Consider the following 14,951-nt stretch of genomic DNA (forward strand, 5'->3'; position numbering starts at 1 on the left):
GATTCGATCCCGCCTATAGTTTGCTTACTGAGAGCATACTATAGTGAAATAATGCACCCGATCAATCCACTGTCTGCCGTCTCCTCGCCGCCGACCGCGCCCAGCCTTCCGATCATCGACTCGGATGATCGCTACTACCTGCGCCGGGTGTTCTGCGTGGGGCGCAACTATGCCGATCACGCGCGCGAACTGGGTAACGACCCCGATCGGGAGCCCCCCTTCTTCTTCGCCAAGCCGGCCGATGCCGTGTTCGCCGTCGACGAGGGTGTTCCGGAGTTCGGGATCGCCCCGCACAAGGTGCCCTACCCGCCGCAGACCGCCAATCTGCACTACGAGATGGAACTCGTCGTGGCGATCGGCGCCGGCGGCAGCGATATCACGGTAGCGGATGCCCTCAGTTACGTCTGGGGCTACGGCGCCGGGATCGACCTGACGCGCCGCGACCTCCAGGACGAGGCCAAGGCGCTGAAGCGGCCGTGGGATCTCTCCAAGGGGTTCGACTTCTCAGGCCCCTGCACCCCCCTTGTGGCAGCAGCCCGAATCGGCCATCCGGCTGCCGGAACCGTGTGGCTGAGCGTGGATGGCGACAGTCGCCAGCACGGCGATCTCGCCGACCAGATCTGGTCCGTTCCGGAAGTGGTCGCGTCGCTGTCGCGCTTCGTCACCCTCCGGCCGGGCGATCTGATCTTCACCGGCACTCCGGCCGGAGTGGGCGCCATCGTGGCCGGCAACGAGGTTCGTGGTGGTGTCGACGGAATCGGCGAGCTGAGCTTTCGCGTCGTCTGACCCGGCGAATCGCCGCTATTCGTTCGCGAGGATGGTTTTGCGATCACTGAGAGCGCGCAACCGGGCGCTCTCGATGTGGTGGCGCATCAGGTCGGCAGCGGCTTCGGGCGCACGCGCCACGAAAGCATCGTAGATCTGCCGGTGTTCTGCAGCAGCGAACCGGGCATCCGCTGAACCGAGTTTCACGAACAGGCGAAAGCGCTGCACCTGACCGCCGAGGGACCGATAGGCCCCCTCGAGAAAGGGGTTCGCCGACTGCTCGGCGATGAGAGAGTGAAAATCCTCGTCAGCCGACCAGTACTCCCGAAAGGAACGCACCACCTGGGACTCCGAGAGGCGCAGCAGGTCATCGATCGGCACCAGGAGTTTCGCGAGGAACTCCGGCGTCACCCGCCGGCCAGCCTCCAGAGCCAGGGCCGGCTCGAGCACGAGCCGGGCTTCCATCAGCTTATCCAGCTCGACTTCGCTGAACAGCGGTGCCACGAAGTAGCCCCGAAGAGCTTCGCGATGCACGAGCCCGGTGTGTTCGAGACGGGCGAGCGCCTCGCGGATCGGAGTCTGGCTCACCTCGAACTCGCGCGACAGCGTGGGAATGTTCAGCGCGGCACCCGGATCGAACGTGCCGTTCATCAACTGGCCGAACAAGAGGGCGTAGACCTTGTCAGCGTGCGTTGTGCGTTCCGGTGCGTCGTCTCGTGCCATAGTAAAATCCTACCGGCTATAGTTTGGACGAGTTTGGTGCTCTAAGTCAGCAGGGCACGGAGCGCGTTCGTGGCGTGTCGCCGGTGATCGTCCAGGAGCTGGATCAGCCGGTCGGTGTCGCCGGCGGCGAAAGCCTCCACCATTTGCGAGTGTTCACTCTCCACGCGCTCCCGGTTGCTGGGGGTTTCGTAGTACAGCAGCCGGTAGGCCTCGGTCGAGTCCCACAGGGCTCCGACAATACGTTCCAGCCGCGGCAGCCCGGCTGCCGCCACCAGCACGAAGTGAAACCGTCGATTGGCTTCGGTCATCGCCAGGAGGTCGCCACCGTCGCTGGCGATTTCGACCGCGCGGGCAGCGTCGCGAAAATCGCTCAGCACGCCGGCCGGCGGATTGGCCATGGTCGTGCGCACGGCTTCGGTCTCGAGCAGCTGCCGAAGTCGGTAGACCTCCAGCAGGTCGCCCAACGACAACCGCGCCACCCGGTAGCCACGGTGCGGCTCGTGCACCACCCGACCCTCGGCTGCCAGCGTGTTCAGTGCCTCGCGAACCGGCACCCGGCTCACCCCGAGGCGTTCGGCGAGCGTGTCCTGGCGAAGCGGCTGGTCGGGAACCAGCTCGCCGACGACGATCAGCCGCCGCAGCTCCTTGAGGACGAATTCCGGGGCCGTCGATGGCCGGGGGCCGGTCACCGAGGGGGGAGTTAGTCGTGTCACGGTCATGACTCTAACCCACCCCTCACTCACACTTACTCAGCGGAAGGCCGCGATGCCGGTGATGTGCTGCCCGAGAATGAGGGTGTGCACCTCATCGGTACCTTCATAGGTGCGCACGCTTTCCAGGTTGTTCGCGTGGCGCATCGGGGAATAGTCCAGGGTGATGCCGTTCCCGCCGAGCATGGCCCGCGCTTCCCGGCAGACTTCGATGGCCTCCCGGCAGTTGTTCAACTTGCCCACCGAGATTTGGTGGGTCGACAGCGTTCCGAGGTCCTTGAGCCGCCCGATCTGCAGGGCCAGCAGGGTTCCCTTGTTGATTTCGAGTGCCATATTGACGAGTTTCTGCTGGGTCAGCTGGTAGCCGGCGAGCGGCTTGCCGAACTGCATCCGCTCGCGAGAGAAGTCGAGAACGGTCAGGTAGCTGTCTCGGGCAGCGCCCATCGCGCCCCAGATGATGCCGTAGCGCGCCTCGTTGAGGCACTCGAATGGTCCGCGCAGACCGCGAGCCTTCGGCAGCATCGCTGACTCCGGCAGTCGCAGGTCGGTGAGCTGGATTTCGCACTGGATCGACGCCCGCATCGACAGCTTCGGCTCGATCGGGGTCGCGACGAAGCCGGGAGTGTCGGTGGGCACGATGAACCCGCGGATACCGTCTCCGGTCATCGCCCAAATGATGGCCACCTGGGCCACCGAGGCGAGTCCGATCCACCGTTTCGTGCCGTTCAGCACCCAGTCGGAGCCATCACGATGGGCGAAGGTGGTCATGCTTCCCGGGTCAGACCCGGCCGTCGGCTCGGTCAGGCCGAAGCAGCCGATGATCTCACCGGCGGCCATGCGGGGCAGCCACTCGTTCTTCTGCTCCTCGGAGCCGTGCTTGTGAATCGCGCTCATGGCGAGGGAGCCCTGCACGCTCACGAAGGTGCGCAGCCCGGAATCGCCTGCCTCCAGTTCCATCGCCGCGAGGCCATACTCCACCGACGTGCGCCCGGGGCAGCCGTAGCCCTTGAGGTGCATGCCGAGAAGACCGAGCTTGGCCATTTCCGGCACAATTTCGAGCGGAAAAATCGCCTTCTCGTACCAATTCGCAATGTTTGGTTTGATCGACGAGTCGACGAAGGAACGAACTTCTCCGCGCAGGGCGATCTCGGTGTCGGTGAGCAGGGATTCAATGCCGATGAGATCTGAGGTGTCAAGCATGGGCTGTCCTTCTGGTCGTGGTGGTTGCTGTGGTGTTGAACGTGGCTCCGGCGTGTTCGCCGAGCAACGGTGGCGGTCGCAGATAGCGCGCGGGGGTCTGGGAGAGGCGAATCGGGTTAGCGATCTGCCGACTGGTACGGGAGCCGTCTGTCACGTCCACGACGGGAGCAAGGCCGAGCGTCGTGGCAAGCTCGAGCGCTTCGAGAATCGAGTTCACCTTGCCGGCCGGTACTCCGGCCAAGAGCAGAGCGGCCGACCACTCTGCGGCAGGCCGATGCTGCAAGCGCTCCTCGAGCAGTTCCTTGAGCGCAGCCCGGTGGGCCAGACGCTCGGTATTGCTGCCGAAACGGTCGTCGTCGGCCAGCTCGGGCAGACCGAGTACGCGCACCAGGTTGACGAATTGTTTGTCGGTGCCGACCGCTACGGCGATCGGGCCATCCTGGGTGCTGAAGGTTTCGTAGGGCGCAATGCTCGGGTGTGCGTTTCCCATTCGGCGCGGCGCCGTTCCGGTGGCGAGCGTGCTCGACGACTGGTTGACCATGCCGGCCAGCAGCGAGGAGAGCAGGTTCACCTCCACGCGTTGCCCCTGCCCGGTGCGATCGCGCACCCGCAGTGAGGCGAGGATTCCCACGACGGCGTTTTGGCCGGTGATCACATCGACGAGCGCGACGCCCACCTTGCTGGGCTCGGAATCGGGGGATCCGGTCACACTCATGAGACCACCGACGGCCTGCACCAGCAGGTCATACCCGGGAAGGTGAGCCCCGGCATCCGTACCGAAACCGGTGATCGAACAGTAGACCAGATCCGGTCGCTCCAGTCGGAGCGAAGCATCGTCAAGTCCGTACTTTTCCATCACGCCCGAACGAAAATTCTCGATCACCACGTCGGCGGCGAGGGCGATGCTGCGGGCTTCGGCCAACCCAGCTTCCGTGCGCAGGTCGCAGACGATGGATCTCTTGTTGCGGTTCACGCTGGCAAAGTAGGAGCCCATGCCGTTCGCGTCGACCGGCGGAACCCAGGCCCGGGTGTCGTCCCCGGCCGGGTGCTCGATCTTGATGACGTCGGCTCCAAAGTCGGCGAGCATCATGGAGGCGAACGGACCGGCCAATACCCGGGAGAAATCGGCGACCTTGATGCCGCCGAGCGGCGACCCGGTATCGGTGTCGATCATGAGGAGACCTCCGTGACGCCAGACGGAGCGGGAACGTCGAACGCGATCAATAGACCGGCCAGCAGCTGGTAATACCCGGCCAAGATGGTGATCTCGACCAGGCCGGCGTGGCCGTGATGCTGTTCCGCCCGAGCGTGGGTGGCCGCATCGACGGCGCGGTCTCGCACGAGCGCCAGCGCGAAGGCGAGAGCGGATGCCTCCGCCTCGGTGGCCGTCTCGGGCGTCACCCCCTGGGCAAGCGCCCGCAATTCAAGCGGCGTGATGCCGACCGTGGCCGCCACTCGGCTGTGGGCGTACCACTCGTACTCACAGCCATATACGGCGGCGATCAAGCACACCAGCAGTTCGCGGGTGCGGTTCTCGAGCGTGCCGGCAAAACGCAGCGAGGCACCGAGGGCCGAAACGGCCTGACCCAGGGCGGGGGAGTACAGCAGCGCGTTGAACGGGCCGGCCAGCAGCCCGTCATCGTCGACCACGAGGAACGGCCCGTCGCCGCGCGGGGGAGCGATGATGTCGTCGTAGAGGCGTCGCCCGGCGGGGTCGAGGTCGGACGGGGACAGCAGCGGAAGACGCCCGCCCTGTGCGTGTTCGATCACGGCCCGATCAGACAAGGGTCCGCCCGCCGTCGATGAACAGCACCTGACCGGTGACGAAGGCCGCCTGGCGTGAGGCCAGAAAGAGCATGGAACCGGTGAGGTCATCCACGGTGCCGAGCCGGCCGGCCGGCACCAGCTCGGTGTAGTGGTCCCGCATTCCGGGCCGGTCCAGGTGTGCGCGGGTCAGCTCGGTCTCGGTGTAACCCGGCGCGATGGCGTTGACCGTGACGCCGGAGGCGGCCCATTCGCGCGCCATCACCCGCACGAGTTGGTTGAGGCCGCCCTTGCTCGCCGCGTACGGCGCGTGGTCGGCGTGGGCGAGGGTGCTCGAAACCGAGGAGCAGAATACCTGACGCCCGTAGCCGGCATCGATCATGATTCGGGCGGCAGCCTTGCCGAGACGGAATGCGCTGGAGAGGTTGACGTCGAGGATGCGTTGCCAGTCGTCGTCGTTCAGGTCGAGCACGGGAACCCGATGGTTGATCCCCACGGCGTGCACGAGCACATCGAGGCCGCCGAGGCGTTCCACCACCGTGGCGACCACACTCTCGCATCCGGCCGTGGTCGTCAGGTCTGCCTGTACGCCGATGATGCGGGGATCCAGCTCGGCGAGACGCTCTGGGCTGAGATCGGCCACGACAACCTGGGCACCAACCTCCAGAAAGGCGAGAGCGCAGGCGGTGCCGATTCCCCCGGCACCCGCCACGAGAACGCGCTGGGTGGCGAGGCCGAGCCAGTCATTCGTCGTGCCGGTCATCGCGTGCTCCGGCCACAGGGTGCCGGAACGTGCGCCGGAGCGAGTGTCGGTTGGATTGCATCGTTGCAAAGACTCATTTGGATACTGTATCCAATTTGAGGCGGGAGTCAAAGACTCGGGCCTAAGAACTTTCGGAGCGCATTGTGCACAATACGACGCCGGTAGCATTGCTACCCATGCACACCGTCGTCGCACAGCCGCAATCTCTGGCCACCGCTCTGCGCTCCCGGGGGGTGCGGCATGTGCGCGACGACGACACGACGAGGGCGGCGTATTCCTCGGACGCTTCGCTCTACCGCGTCGTTCCGTCGGCCGTCGTGCTGCCGCGCGACGTCGATGACGTGGCCACGACGTTGGCGCTCTGCCTAGACCGGGGCATTCCCCTCACCTCGCGCGGCGCCGGCACGTCGGTGGCCGGAAACGCCATCGGTGCCGGCGTCATCCTGGATTTCAGCCGGTACCTGAACCAGGTCGTGTCGATTGACGCCGAGGCCCGCACGGCGGTGGTGCAGCCGGGAACGGTGCACGCCACCCTGCAGCAGGCGGCGCTCAAGCTCGGTCTGCGCTTCGGCCCCGACCCGTCGACGCACACCCGCTGCACCATTGGCGGCATGATCGGCAACAATGCCTGCGGTTCGCGCACCCTGGCCTACGGCCGAACCGCCGACAACGTGACCCACCTTGACGTGCTGACCGGAACCGGCGAACGGCTCTTTCTCGGGGGCGACGGCACCCCCGCCTCGCCCCAAACCGACGCCCTCCGCGAACTCGTGCGCGGTGAGCTCGGCACCATCCGCACCGAACTGGGCCGTTTCGGCCGCCAGGTCTCCGGCTATGCCCTCGAACATCTGCTGCCCGAGCGCGATTTCGACCTGCGGCGCGCGCTGGTCGGCAGTGAGGGCAGCCTGGCGATCGTCTTGGAAGCCGGCGTCAGCCTGGTCGCCGACGCCGCTCACAAGCGGATGGTCGTGCTCGGCTTCTCCGACATCGGTTCGGCCGGCGACGCGGTCATGGCCGTGCTGCCCTTTCAGCCGACCGCCTGCGAGGGGCTCGACTCGCGCATCGTCGATGTCGTGCGCACCCGAAAAGGCCGAGAGGCCGTTCCCGACCTTCCGGCCGGCACGGCCTGGCTGTTCATCGAGGTGTGCGGCGGAGACCCGCAGGAGGTCAGTGACCGAGCCCTGCGCGTGAGCCGGATCGATTCCGCGGTGGACGCGAGGGTGATCACCGACCCGCGCCAGGCCGCCCAACTGTGGAAGATTCGGGAAGACGGCGCCGGACTGGCCGGTCGGTCGCCGGTGGGGGCACCGGCCCATTCCGGCTGGGAAGACGCCGCCGTTCCGCCGGAGCGCCTCGGCGCCTACCTGCGCGACTTCGACGAGCTTCTCCGCGGGCATGACCTGGTCGGGTTTCCCTACGGGCACTTCGGCGATGGCTGCGTGCACGTCCGCCTCGATTTTCCCTTCGGCCGCGCCGACGGCCGGGCCCGATTCCGGGCGTTCATGACGGATGCGGCCCGGCTCGTGGCCAGCTATGGCGGGTCGCTCTCCGGCGAGCACGGCGACGGCCGGGCCCGGAGCGAGCTGCTACCCATCATGTACTCCGAGGCTGCGCTCGCCCTGTTCGGCTCGGTGAAGGCCATCATGGACCCGGACAACGTGCTGAACCCGGGGATCGTCGTGGATCCGCGCCCGCTGGATGCGGACATCCGCTCGGCGCACGCGCCGTCGGTGCGCACCGGGCTGGCCCTGTCCTATGCCTCTGACGGGGGCGACTTCAGCCAGGCCGTGCACCGCTGCACCGGAGTGGGCGTGTGTCGCGCCGAGAACACCGGCGACAGCGTGATGTGCCCCTCCTACCTGGCGACCCGGGAGGAGAAGGATTCCACGCGGGGCCGGGCCCGGGTGCTGCAGGAGATGATCAACCAGGGTGGCGCGAACTGGCGTTCACCGGAAGTGCACGATGCCCTCGATCTGTGTCTGTCCTGCAAGGGCTGCGCCTCGGATTGTCCGACCGGGGTGGACATGGCGGCCTACAAGGCGGAGGTGCTGCACCAGAGTTTCAAGGGTCGGCTGCGCCCGATCACCCACTACTCGCTGGGCTGGCTGCCGCGGTGGGCTCGCCTGGCCTCCGTCGCCCCGAAGCTGCTCAACCGGCTGGTGCGGCTGCCCCTGCTGAGCCGACTGGCTCTTTGGCTGGCCGGCATCGACCACCGTCGCTCGATCCCAACCTTCGCCGAACAGACCTTCACTGACTGGTTTCAGGCTCGCGAGCCGCGCCCTAGCGCCGAGAATGCGCGCCCGGTACTGCTCTGGGCGGATTCCTTCACGAACTATTTCACGCCGGAGGTGGGCCGTGCCGCAGTGCGGGTGCTGGAAGCCGCCGGATGCACCGTGCAGATCCCCGAGCAGCCGCTCTGTTGCGGCCTCACCTGGATCTCCACCGGGCAGCTCGATGCGGCGCGCACCATTCTCGGCAAAACCGTCGGCCAGCTCGCCGCGGTCGCGCACGCCGGTATCCCGATCGTGGGACTCGAGCCCTCCTGCACCGGTGTGCTCCGCTCCGACGCCCTCGAACTACTCGGCCATGAGGCGGCGCAGCCGGTGGCCGCGGCCACCCATACGCTCGCCGAATTTCTGGCGACGCTGCCCGACTATGTACCGCCGAACCTTCAAGGCACCACCGTCGTGGCCCAACCGCACTGCCACCACCACGCCGTGATGGGCTGGAGCCCCGACGCTGCGCTGCTGCAGCAGGCCGGCGCCGAACTGACCCAACTGGGCGGATGCTGTGGGCTGGCCGGCAACTTCGGCGTGGAGCGCGGCCACTACGACGTGTCGATCGCCGTGGCCGAACAGCAACTTCTTCCGGCGGTGCGCGGCGCCGCGGCTGCGACCGTGATGCTCGCCGATGGCTTCTCCTGCCGAACCCAGCTGCAGGATCTCAGCGACCGCCGCGGCATCCACTTGGCGCAGTTGCTCGACCCGTCCTGACAACTAGCGCAACAGTATCTATTGCAGGAAGGCCAGATCGGCACCCTCTGGGGCCTGCAGAACCGTCGACGCGTGCAGTCGACTCCAGCCGCGCGCAGGCAGGGCCGGCAGCTGCAGGTCGGCACGCCGACGGGCGAGCTCCTCGTCGTCCACGAGCAGGTCGACTGTGCGACCGGGCACGTCGAGCCGAATCCGATCGCCGTCACGAACCAGGGCGAGCGGCCCGCCGATCGCGGCCTCCGGTGCACAGTGCAGCACGATCGTGCCATAGGCGGTGCCGCTCATGCGCCCGTCCGAGATGCGCACCATGTCGCGAACGCCCTGCCGGGCCAGATAGCGGGGGATGGGAATCGATCCGGCTTCCGGCATGCCGGCCCCGACCGGGCCGATGTTGCGCATGACCAGCACGTGATTCGGGGTCAGCGCGAGACTCTCATCGTTCAGCCGCGCCTCCACATCATCGAGGGAATCGAACACCGCAGCGATCCCCTCATGCACCAGCAGGTGAGCGGATGCCGCTGCCACTTTGATCACGGCGCCGTCCGGCGCGAGGGAGCCGGTCAACGCCACGAGCGCACCGGTCGGTCCGAGTGGATCGTCGAGCGCGTGCACCGTGCTCTGCCAGGCCTGGGGAGCAACGGCTCCGTCGAGGGCTTCGCCCAGGGTCTGGCCGGTGATGGTCAGCACATCGAGGTCGAGCAGCGGGGACAGGGTTTTGAGCAGGGCGGGCACCCCGCCGTCGCGGTGCATGTCCGGCAGGTAGTTCTGGCCGGCCGGTTTGCAGTCCACCAGCAGCGGAGTGCGCGCCGCGATCTCGTGAAAGTCGTCGAGGTCGAGCTCAATGCCGAGCCGCCGGGCAATCGCGGTCAGGTGGATGATCGCGTTCGTCGAACCGGAGATGGCAGCGAGTACGGTCACCGCGTTGCGGAATGCCCCCGCAGTCATGATCTGCGACGGTCGGCGGTCGGCGGCGGCGATCTCGACGGCCCGACGGCCGGTCTGCACGCCGAGCCGCAGCCGGTGGGCGGAGACGGCCGGTGCGGTGCCGGCGAAGGGGAGCGACATTCCCATCGCTTCAACGACGCAGGCCATGGTTGAGGCCGTACCCATCACCATGCAGGTACCGGCGGTCGGCGCGAGTTCCTGGTTGATCTCGCCGATGGTGGTCTCGTCGATCGCACCGGCGCGGAACTCCGACCACAGGCGGCGACAGTCGGTGCAGGCGCCGAGCCGTTCGCCCTTGTAGCTTCCGACGGACATCGGGCCGACGACGAGCGAAATCGCCGGGATATCGGCCGACGCTGCCGCCATGAGTTCGGCCGGCACGGTCTTGTCGCAGCCTCCCAGCAGAACCACCGAATCCATCGGTTGGCTGCCGAGCTGCTCTTCGAGTTCCATGGCCATGAGATTGCGAAAGAGCATGCTCGTGGGGGTGGTCAGAATTTCACCGATGGACACGACCGGAAAGACGAAGGGCAGGCCGCCGGCCTCGAGTACTCCGCGTTTCACGCTCTCGATGAGCTGAGGCATATCCCGGTGGCAGGTCGTGAAATCCGAGGAGGTATTGACGATGCCAACGACCGGTCGGTCGAGGTCTTCGGGGTCCAATCCGGCCGAGGCAAGAAAGGCCCGCCGAATGAATTTGCTGAAATCCCGGTCGGCATAATTGGTCAGTTTGCGGTCAACGCCGACAGCTCTGTCATTTGTGTGCATGACCACTCAGGATCGCACACCCTCGCGAGCTGGATGAGTAAATGGGGGACAAACAATAGTAAAAAGCCCGTGTTTCTGCGAGACTGGAGCTTTGAGCTTGCCCGGCACCTCGGGTAATCACGTCCAGTACGTCGGGCATCCCAACAAAGGAATCCCATTGACGGATCAAACATTTCAGTTAATCGCAATCGTTTTATACCTCGTTGGCATGGTCACCATCGGGTACTTTGCCTTTCGGCAAACGAAAGATCTTGACGACTATATGCTCGCCGGCCGAGGCCTCAAACCGGGCACAGCAGCCCTGAGCGCCGGAGCCTCCGACATGTCCGGCTGGCTTCTGCTTGGCCTTCCCGGAGCAATCTACGTGGGTGGCCTGGTCGAAGCCTGGATGGCCATCGGCCTGACCATCGGCGCCTGGCTGAACTGGAAGTTCGTGGCCCCGCGGCTCCGTTCCTATACCTTCGTGTCAAACAACTCGATCACCATCCCGAGCTTCTTCGAGAACCGGCTCAAAGACTCATCACGCCTGCTGCGCATCGTCTCCGGCGTGATCATCCTGGTGTTCTTCACCTTCTACGTGGCCTCCGGCATGGTCGCCGGCGGCGTGTTCTTCGAGACGTCCTTCGGCTCGACGTTCCTCACCGGCATGCTGATCGTCGGCGGAGTGACCCTGCTCTACACACTGTTCGGCGGTTTTCTTGGCGCCACCCTCACCGACGTCGCCCAGGGCATTCTCATGCTGGTCGCGCTGATTGCGATTCCCGTCGTGGCCCTCAATGCCACCGGCGGAATCACGGCCACCCTGGACTCCATTCGTGAGTTCAACCCCGACCTGCTCTCCCTCACGGCCGGTGGAACCGCCCTCGGCATCATCTCCGCCGCAGCCTGGGGCCTCGGCTACGTCGGCCAGCCGCACATCATCGTGCGCTTCATGGCCATGCGCACCCCGCAGGATGCAACGGCCGGTCGCCGCATCGGCATCGGCTGGATGATTCTCACCGCCCTCGGCGCCGTCGCAACCGCCCTCATCGGCATCGCCTACTTCCAGCAGAACCCGGACCTGACTCTAGCCGACCCCGAAACTGTCTTCCTGATGCTGGCTCAGACCCTGTTCCACCCGTTCATCGCGGGTCTGGTCCTGGCAGCCGTTCTCGCCGCTATCATGAGCACCATTTCCTCGCAGCTGATCGTCTCGTCCTCGGCGCTGGTCGAAGACCTCTACAAGATCGTCGGCAAGAAGAACGCCTCGTCGAAGCACCTGGTGATGCTCGGCCGTATCGGAGTTTTGCTCGTGGCAGTCGTCGCCGGCATCATCGCCTTGAACCGCGACACGACCATCCTCGCGCTGGTCGGCTTTGCCTGGGCCGGCTTCGGTGCCGCGTTCGGACCGGTCGTACTCCTCTCCCTGTTCTGGAAGAAGCTCTCCACCTGGGGCACGCTCGCCTCGATGGTCGCCGGCGCTGTCGTCGTGTTCATCTGGGGAAATTCCCCCCTGGCCGGCGTGATGTACGAGATCGTGCCGGGCTTCGCCGCCAGCCTGATCGTGGCCGTCGTCGTTTCGCTGCTCACCTACAAGCCCAACGCTGAGATCGACGCCGAGTTCGATCTGGCCGCCGAACAGGCGCACTCAAAGTACGTGGCGCCCGAAAAGGTGTCCGTCTAACGCACCTCGCGCTTCACACCTGGGCGGCATCCGTCGTAGGCTTCTCGCCGACGCCGGATGCCGTTGGTGTTGGCCTTGGTCAGCGGGGCTGTTTCTGCAGCCAGGGGCGCAGCATCCGGGTCACCCACGGCAGCACGAAGTAGGCCATCAGCGGCGTGAGCACGAGGGTGGTCAGCAGCACCTTGAGCGCCGTCGCGAGGTCGCCCCAGCCGGGAACGAACCAGGTCACGAGCAGGGTGAAGACGAGGTTGACCGGAAAGAAGCCGAACCAGATGCTGATCGCTTGCTTCCCGCGCGGCGGCGGCACCAGGGCAGGTTCTCCCGGCTCCGGTTGCATGCCGTCGAACCAACCCTCGATGCCGGTGCGTTTCTCCACGTGGGCGTCGAGCACCAGGTCGGTTCCGGCCTCGAGTCACTCGGTGCGCTCGTCGGAATTCTCCCAGGCCTCAAGACTCTCGGGGTCGGAGAAGCGGTACAGCATGTTCCAGGTCGCGGAATCTTCGCTGCCCCGCACCCAGCCCGACCCGAGAAACCCGGCGTATTTGTGGGCGAGGTTGATGCCGTACTGCACCCACTCGCTCGCCTCGGTGAAGCGCGCCGGATCGACCGTGCGGGTGATGGAAACGGTGACGGATGGTGACGCGGATGGGGGTGTGAGAGCCATCTAGAAAATCATCGGGCGGTCGTCGTCATCGCCGCCGAGATCGAGGTCGACGAGCACCGGCACATGGTCGCTCGGGGCGTCGCCCTTGCGTTCGTTGCGGTGGATGCTGGCATCCGTCACCAGATCGGCGAAGGCTGGGGAGCCGAGAATAAAGTCGATGCGCATGCCCTCGTTGCGCGGAAAACGCAGCTGCTTATAGTCCCAGAAGGTGAACCCTTCGGGCACGATCGGCCGCACGACGTCGGTCAGTCCTGCCCGTTCGAAGGCGTCAAACGCGGCCCGCTCGGCCACAGAGATGTGGGTCGAGAGCCCGGGCACGAAGCTCGGGTCGCCCATGTCTTCGTCGCGCGGCGCGACGTTCCAGTCGCCCATCATGGCCAGCGCGAGCGCGGGGTGCTGGCTGAGTTCCTCGGCCGTGTGGGTCTGGAGCGCCTTCAGCCAGGCCAGCTTGTAGGCGTAGTGCGGGTCGCCGAGCGCGCGACCGTTCGGCACGTAGAGGCTCCACAGCCGCAGGTCGGTCACGGTCACGCCGAGCGCGCGCGCCTCGAGCGGCTGGTCAGGGCCAACTGACCCCTTCTGGAAGCCGGGCATATTCGGAAAGGTGGTGACAACATCCGTCATCGGTTCCCGGCTCGCGAACGCCACACCGTTCCACTGGCTGAGGCCGTGAATGGCCAGGTCGTAGCCGGCATCCTCGAACGCCTGCGACGGAAATTGCTCCGGCTTGCACTTGATCTCCTGCATGGCGAGAACGTCGATGTCCTCGCGTTCCATCCAGTCGACGATTCGCCCGGAGCGGGCACGAACGGAGTTGACGTTCCAGGTGGCAATGCGCATTCGTCAAGCCTATAAGCCTGAAGCGGATGCCAGGCGGCGGTATCGGAAGCGGCCCCGGCCGTGGTGCGATTGAATGGGTACAACATTCTTGAGCGCGGAAAGGTCACAGTGACCCAATTGCAAATTGGCTATGCGGCCATGTTGGAGCAGTTTCCACCGGCCGAAGCGGTCGCACTCTCGGCGTACGCCGAGCAGCACGGTTTCACCGGTGTGATGGCGGCCGACCACTTTCAGCCCTGGGTTCCGGCGCAGGGGCAGTCGAGCTTTGTCTGGGGCGTGCTCGCCTCGATCGCCGAGCGCACCACCGGCAACTTCGGGCCCGGCGTGACCGCCCCGACGTTTCGCTGGCACCCCGCCATGGTCGCCCAGGCCTCGGCGACGCTCGCCTCGATGTACCCCGGCCGACACTGGCTGGGACTGGGCAGTGGAGAAGCTCTGAACGAACACATCGTGGGCGGCTACTGGCCCGAGGCCCCCGAGCGCATCAACCGCATGTTCGAGGCCATCGAGATCATCTCCAAACTGTTCGCCGGCTCACTGGCCGGCCGGGACGTCAAGCACGCCGGCCAGTTCTTCAAGCTCGAGTCGACCCGGCTGTGGACCATGCCGCCGGTTGCCCCCGAGATTCTGGTCGCCACCGCCGGCCCGGTCACCGCCAAGCGCGCCGGTCGGCTGGCCGACGGCCTGATCACGGTCGGCGCCCCGCTGGAGAAGATCTCGATGCTGTTCGGCAAATTCGACGACGGTGCGCGCGAGGCCGGAAAAGACCCCTCGACGATGCCCAGGGTGCTGCAGCTGCACCTGAGCTGGGCCGAGACCGACGAAGAGGCGATGGCCAATGCGCTGCACGAGTGGCCGAACGGCGGCATGCGATTTCCGAAGAGCGACATCCGTTCGCCATTCGAGTTCGAGCAGCTGGCCAAACTCGTGCGCCCGGAGGACTTCGAGGGTCGCATGATCATCTCGGCCGACCCCGACGAGCACCGCAAATACATTCAGAGGTTCGTCGACCTCGGTTTCGACCGTATCTACCTGCACAACGTTGGCCGTAACCAGAAGCAGTGGATCGACGTCTTCGGCGCATCCGTTCTGCCGAAACTGGTGCGCTAGATGCCGCACGATTCGCTGCCCGACGCTGCCGCCGCCGAAGTGGGCG

The 14,951-nt window shown here is 66.0% G+C and carries 14 protein-coding genes; 4 read left to right on the forward strand and 10 right to left on the reverse strand.

Annotation, left to right across the window (positions count from 1 at the left end; translation table 11 throughout):
• The first annotated feature begins 51 nt into the window (after nt 1-51).
• Nucleotides 52-786, forward strand: a complete 735-nt coding sequence (locus CXY77_RS06695) for a fumarylacetoacetate hydrolase family protein (protein ID WP_104129852.1) — start codon at nt 52-54, stop codon at nt 784-786.
• A gap of 15 nt (nt 787-801) precedes the next feature.
• On the opposite strand, the gene CXY77_RS06700 is transcribed toward CXY77_RS06695, so the two are convergent.
• The 6 genes from CXY77_RS06700 to CXY77_RS06725 are packed head-to-tail and all read right to left on the reverse strand — an operon-like array spanning nt 802 to nt 5,925.
• A complete protein-coding gene (locus CXY77_RS06700) occupies nt 802-1,488 on the reverse strand; it encodes a GntR family transcriptional regulator (RefSeq protein ID WP_104090057.1) in 687 nt (228 codons plus the stop codon).
• Between the two features lie 41 nt (nt 1,489-1,529).
• On the reverse strand, nt 1,530-2,207 hold the full coding sequence (locus CXY77_RS06705; RefSeq protein WP_092338193.1) for a GntR family transcriptional regulator: 678 nt from the start codon (nt 2,205-2,207) through the stop codon (nt 1,530-1,532).
• 30 nt (nt 2,208-2,237) lie between these two features.
• On the reverse strand, nt 2,238-3,398 hold the full coding sequence (locus CXY77_RS06710; protein WP_104090059.1) for an acyl-CoA dehydrogenase family protein: 1,161 nt from the start codon (nt 3,396-3,398) through the stop codon (nt 2,238-2,240).
• The gene (locus CXY77_RS06715) at nt 3,391-4,572 is read right to left on the reverse strand and encodes a CaiB/BaiF CoA-transferase family protein (protein ID WP_104129853.1); all 1,182 of its coding nucleotides are present in this window, start codon (nt 4,570-4,572) and stop codon (nt 3,391-3,393) included. The genes CXY77_RS06710 and CXY77_RS06715 overlap by 8 nt, the downstream gene beginning before the upstream one ends.
• Nucleotides 4,569-5,168: a carboxymuconolactone decarboxylase family protein gene (locus CXY77_RS06720; RefSeq protein ID WP_233197277.1), complete on the reverse strand. Its 600-nt coding sequence runs from the start codon at nt 5,166-5,168 to the stop codon at nt 4,569-4,571. Before CXY77_RS06720 ends, CXY77_RS06715 begins: the two co-directional genes overlap by 4 nt.
• Before the next feature lie 7 nt (nt 5,169-5,175).
• Nucleotides 5,176-5,925, reverse strand: coding sequence for an SDR family NAD(P)-dependent oxidoreductase (locus tag CXY77_RS06725; RefSeq protein ID WP_104129855.1), 750 nt, complete (start codon nt 5,923-5,925; stop codon nt 5,176-5,178).
• A gap of 176 nt (nt 5,926-6,101) precedes the next feature.
• Here CXY77_RS06725 and CXY77_RS06730 point away from each other — a divergent pair, with 176 nt between their 5' ends.
• Complete coding sequence (locus tag CXY77_RS06730; RefSeq protein WP_104129856.1) at nt 6,102-8,918, forward strand: FAD-binding and (Fe-S)-binding domain-containing protein; 2,817 nt, start codon at nt 6,102-6,104, stop codon at nt 8,916-8,918.
• An 18-nt stretch (nt 8,919-8,936) separates the two neighbouring features.
• Here CXY77_RS06730 and CXY77_RS06735 read toward each other — a convergent pair whose 3' ends face one another.
• Nucleotides 8,937-10,631, reverse strand: a complete 1,695-nt coding sequence (locus CXY77_RS06735) for a dihydroxy-acid dehydratase (RefSeq protein WP_104129857.1) — start codon at nt 10,629-10,631, stop codon at nt 8,937-8,939.
• Between the two features lie 157 nt (nt 10,632-10,788).
• Here CXY77_RS06735 and putP point away from each other — a divergent pair, with 157 nt between their 5' ends.
• Nucleotides 10,789-12,294: a sodium/proline symporter PutP gene (gene putP / locus CXY77_RS06740; RefSeq protein WP_104129858.1), complete on the forward strand. Its 1,506-nt coding sequence runs from the start codon at nt 10,789-10,791 to the stop codon at nt 12,292-12,294.
• A gap of 79 nt (nt 12,295-12,373) precedes the next feature.
• Here putP and CXY77_RS21060 read toward each other — a convergent pair whose 3' ends face one another.
• From CXY77_RS21060 to CXY77_RS06750, 3 genes are read right to left on the reverse strand one after another with little or no spacing between them, the layout of a single operon-like run.
• Entirely contained in the window at nt 12,374-12,685 is a 312-nt protein-coding gene (locus CXY77_RS21060; protein WP_369831292.1) for a hypothetical protein, read from the reverse strand.
• A gap of 21 nt (nt 12,686-12,706) precedes the next feature.
• The gene (locus CXY77_RS21065; protein WP_369831293.1) at nt 12,707-12,958 is read right to left on the reverse strand and encodes an antibiotic biosynthesis monooxygenase; all 252 of its coding nucleotides are present in this window, start codon (nt 12,956-12,958) and stop codon (nt 12,707-12,709) included.
• Nucleotides 12,959-13,795 (reverse strand): exodeoxyribonuclease III, encoded by an 837-nt coding sequence (locus CXY77_RS06750; RefSeq protein ID WP_092338175.1) that lies wholly within the window; start codon nt 13,793-13,795, stop codon nt 12,959-12,961.
• A gap of 108 nt (nt 13,796-13,903) precedes the next feature.
• Between CXY77_RS06750 and CXY77_RS06755 the strand changes: the two genes are divergently transcribed.
• Nucleotides 13,904-14,905, forward strand: a complete 1,002-nt coding sequence (locus CXY77_RS06755) for a TIGR03557 family F420-dependent LLM class oxidoreductase (RefSeq protein ID WP_092338173.1) — start codon at nt 13,904-13,906, stop codon at nt 14,903-14,905.
• Nucleotides 14,906-14,951: the final 46 nt, after the last annotated feature.

Origin of the sequence: Cryobacterium sp. N21 (genome assembly GCF_002929575.1) — a bacterium.
In the GTDB taxonomy this organism is placed as follows: domain Bacteria; phylum Actinomycetota; class Actinomycetes; order Actinomycetales; family Microbacteriaceae; genus Cryobacterium; species Cryobacterium flavum.

Bases quoted from the DNA above. Each gene is read 5' to 3' on its own strand.
- CXY77_RS21065 (WP_369831293.1), bottom strand. From the start codon at position 12,958: ATGGCTCTCACACCCCCATCCGCGTCACCATCCGTCACCGTTTCCATC.
- CXY77_RS06730 (WP_104129856.1), top strand. From the start codon at position 6,102: ATGCACACCGTCGTCGCACAGCCGCAATCTCTGGCCACCGCTCTGCGC.
- CXY77_RS06710 (WP_104090059.1), bottom strand. From the start codon at position 3,398: ATGCTTGACACCTCAGATCTCATCGGCATTGAATCCCTGCTCACCGAC.
- CXY77_RS06695 (WP_104129852.1), top strand. From the start codon at position 52: ATGCACCCGATCAATCCACTGTCTGCCGTCTCCTCGCCGCCGACCGCG.
- CXY77_RS06735 (WP_104129857.1), bottom strand. From the start codon at position 10,631: ATGCACACAAATGACAGAGCTGTCGGCGTTGACCGCAAACTGACCAAT.
- CXY77_RS06715 (WP_104129853.1), bottom strand. From the start codon at position 4,572: ATGATCGACACCGATACCGGGTCGCCGCTCGGCGGCATCAAGGTCGCC.
- CXY77_RS06705 (WP_092338193.1), bottom strand. From the start codon at position 2,207: ATGACCGTGACACGACTAACTCCCCCCTCGGTGACCGGCCCCCGGCCA.
- CXY77_RS06750 (WP_092338175.1), bottom strand. From the start codon at position 13,795: ATGCGCATTGCCACCTGGAACGTCAACTCCGTTCGTGCCCGCTCCGGG.
- CXY77_RS06725 (WP_104129855.1), bottom strand. From the start codon at position 5,925: ATGACCGGCACGACGAATGACTGGCTCGGCCTCGCCACCCAGCGCGTT.
- CXY77_RS06700 (WP_104090057.1), bottom strand. From the start codon at position 1,488: ATGGCACGAGACGACGCACCGGAACGCACAACGCACGCTGACAAGGTC.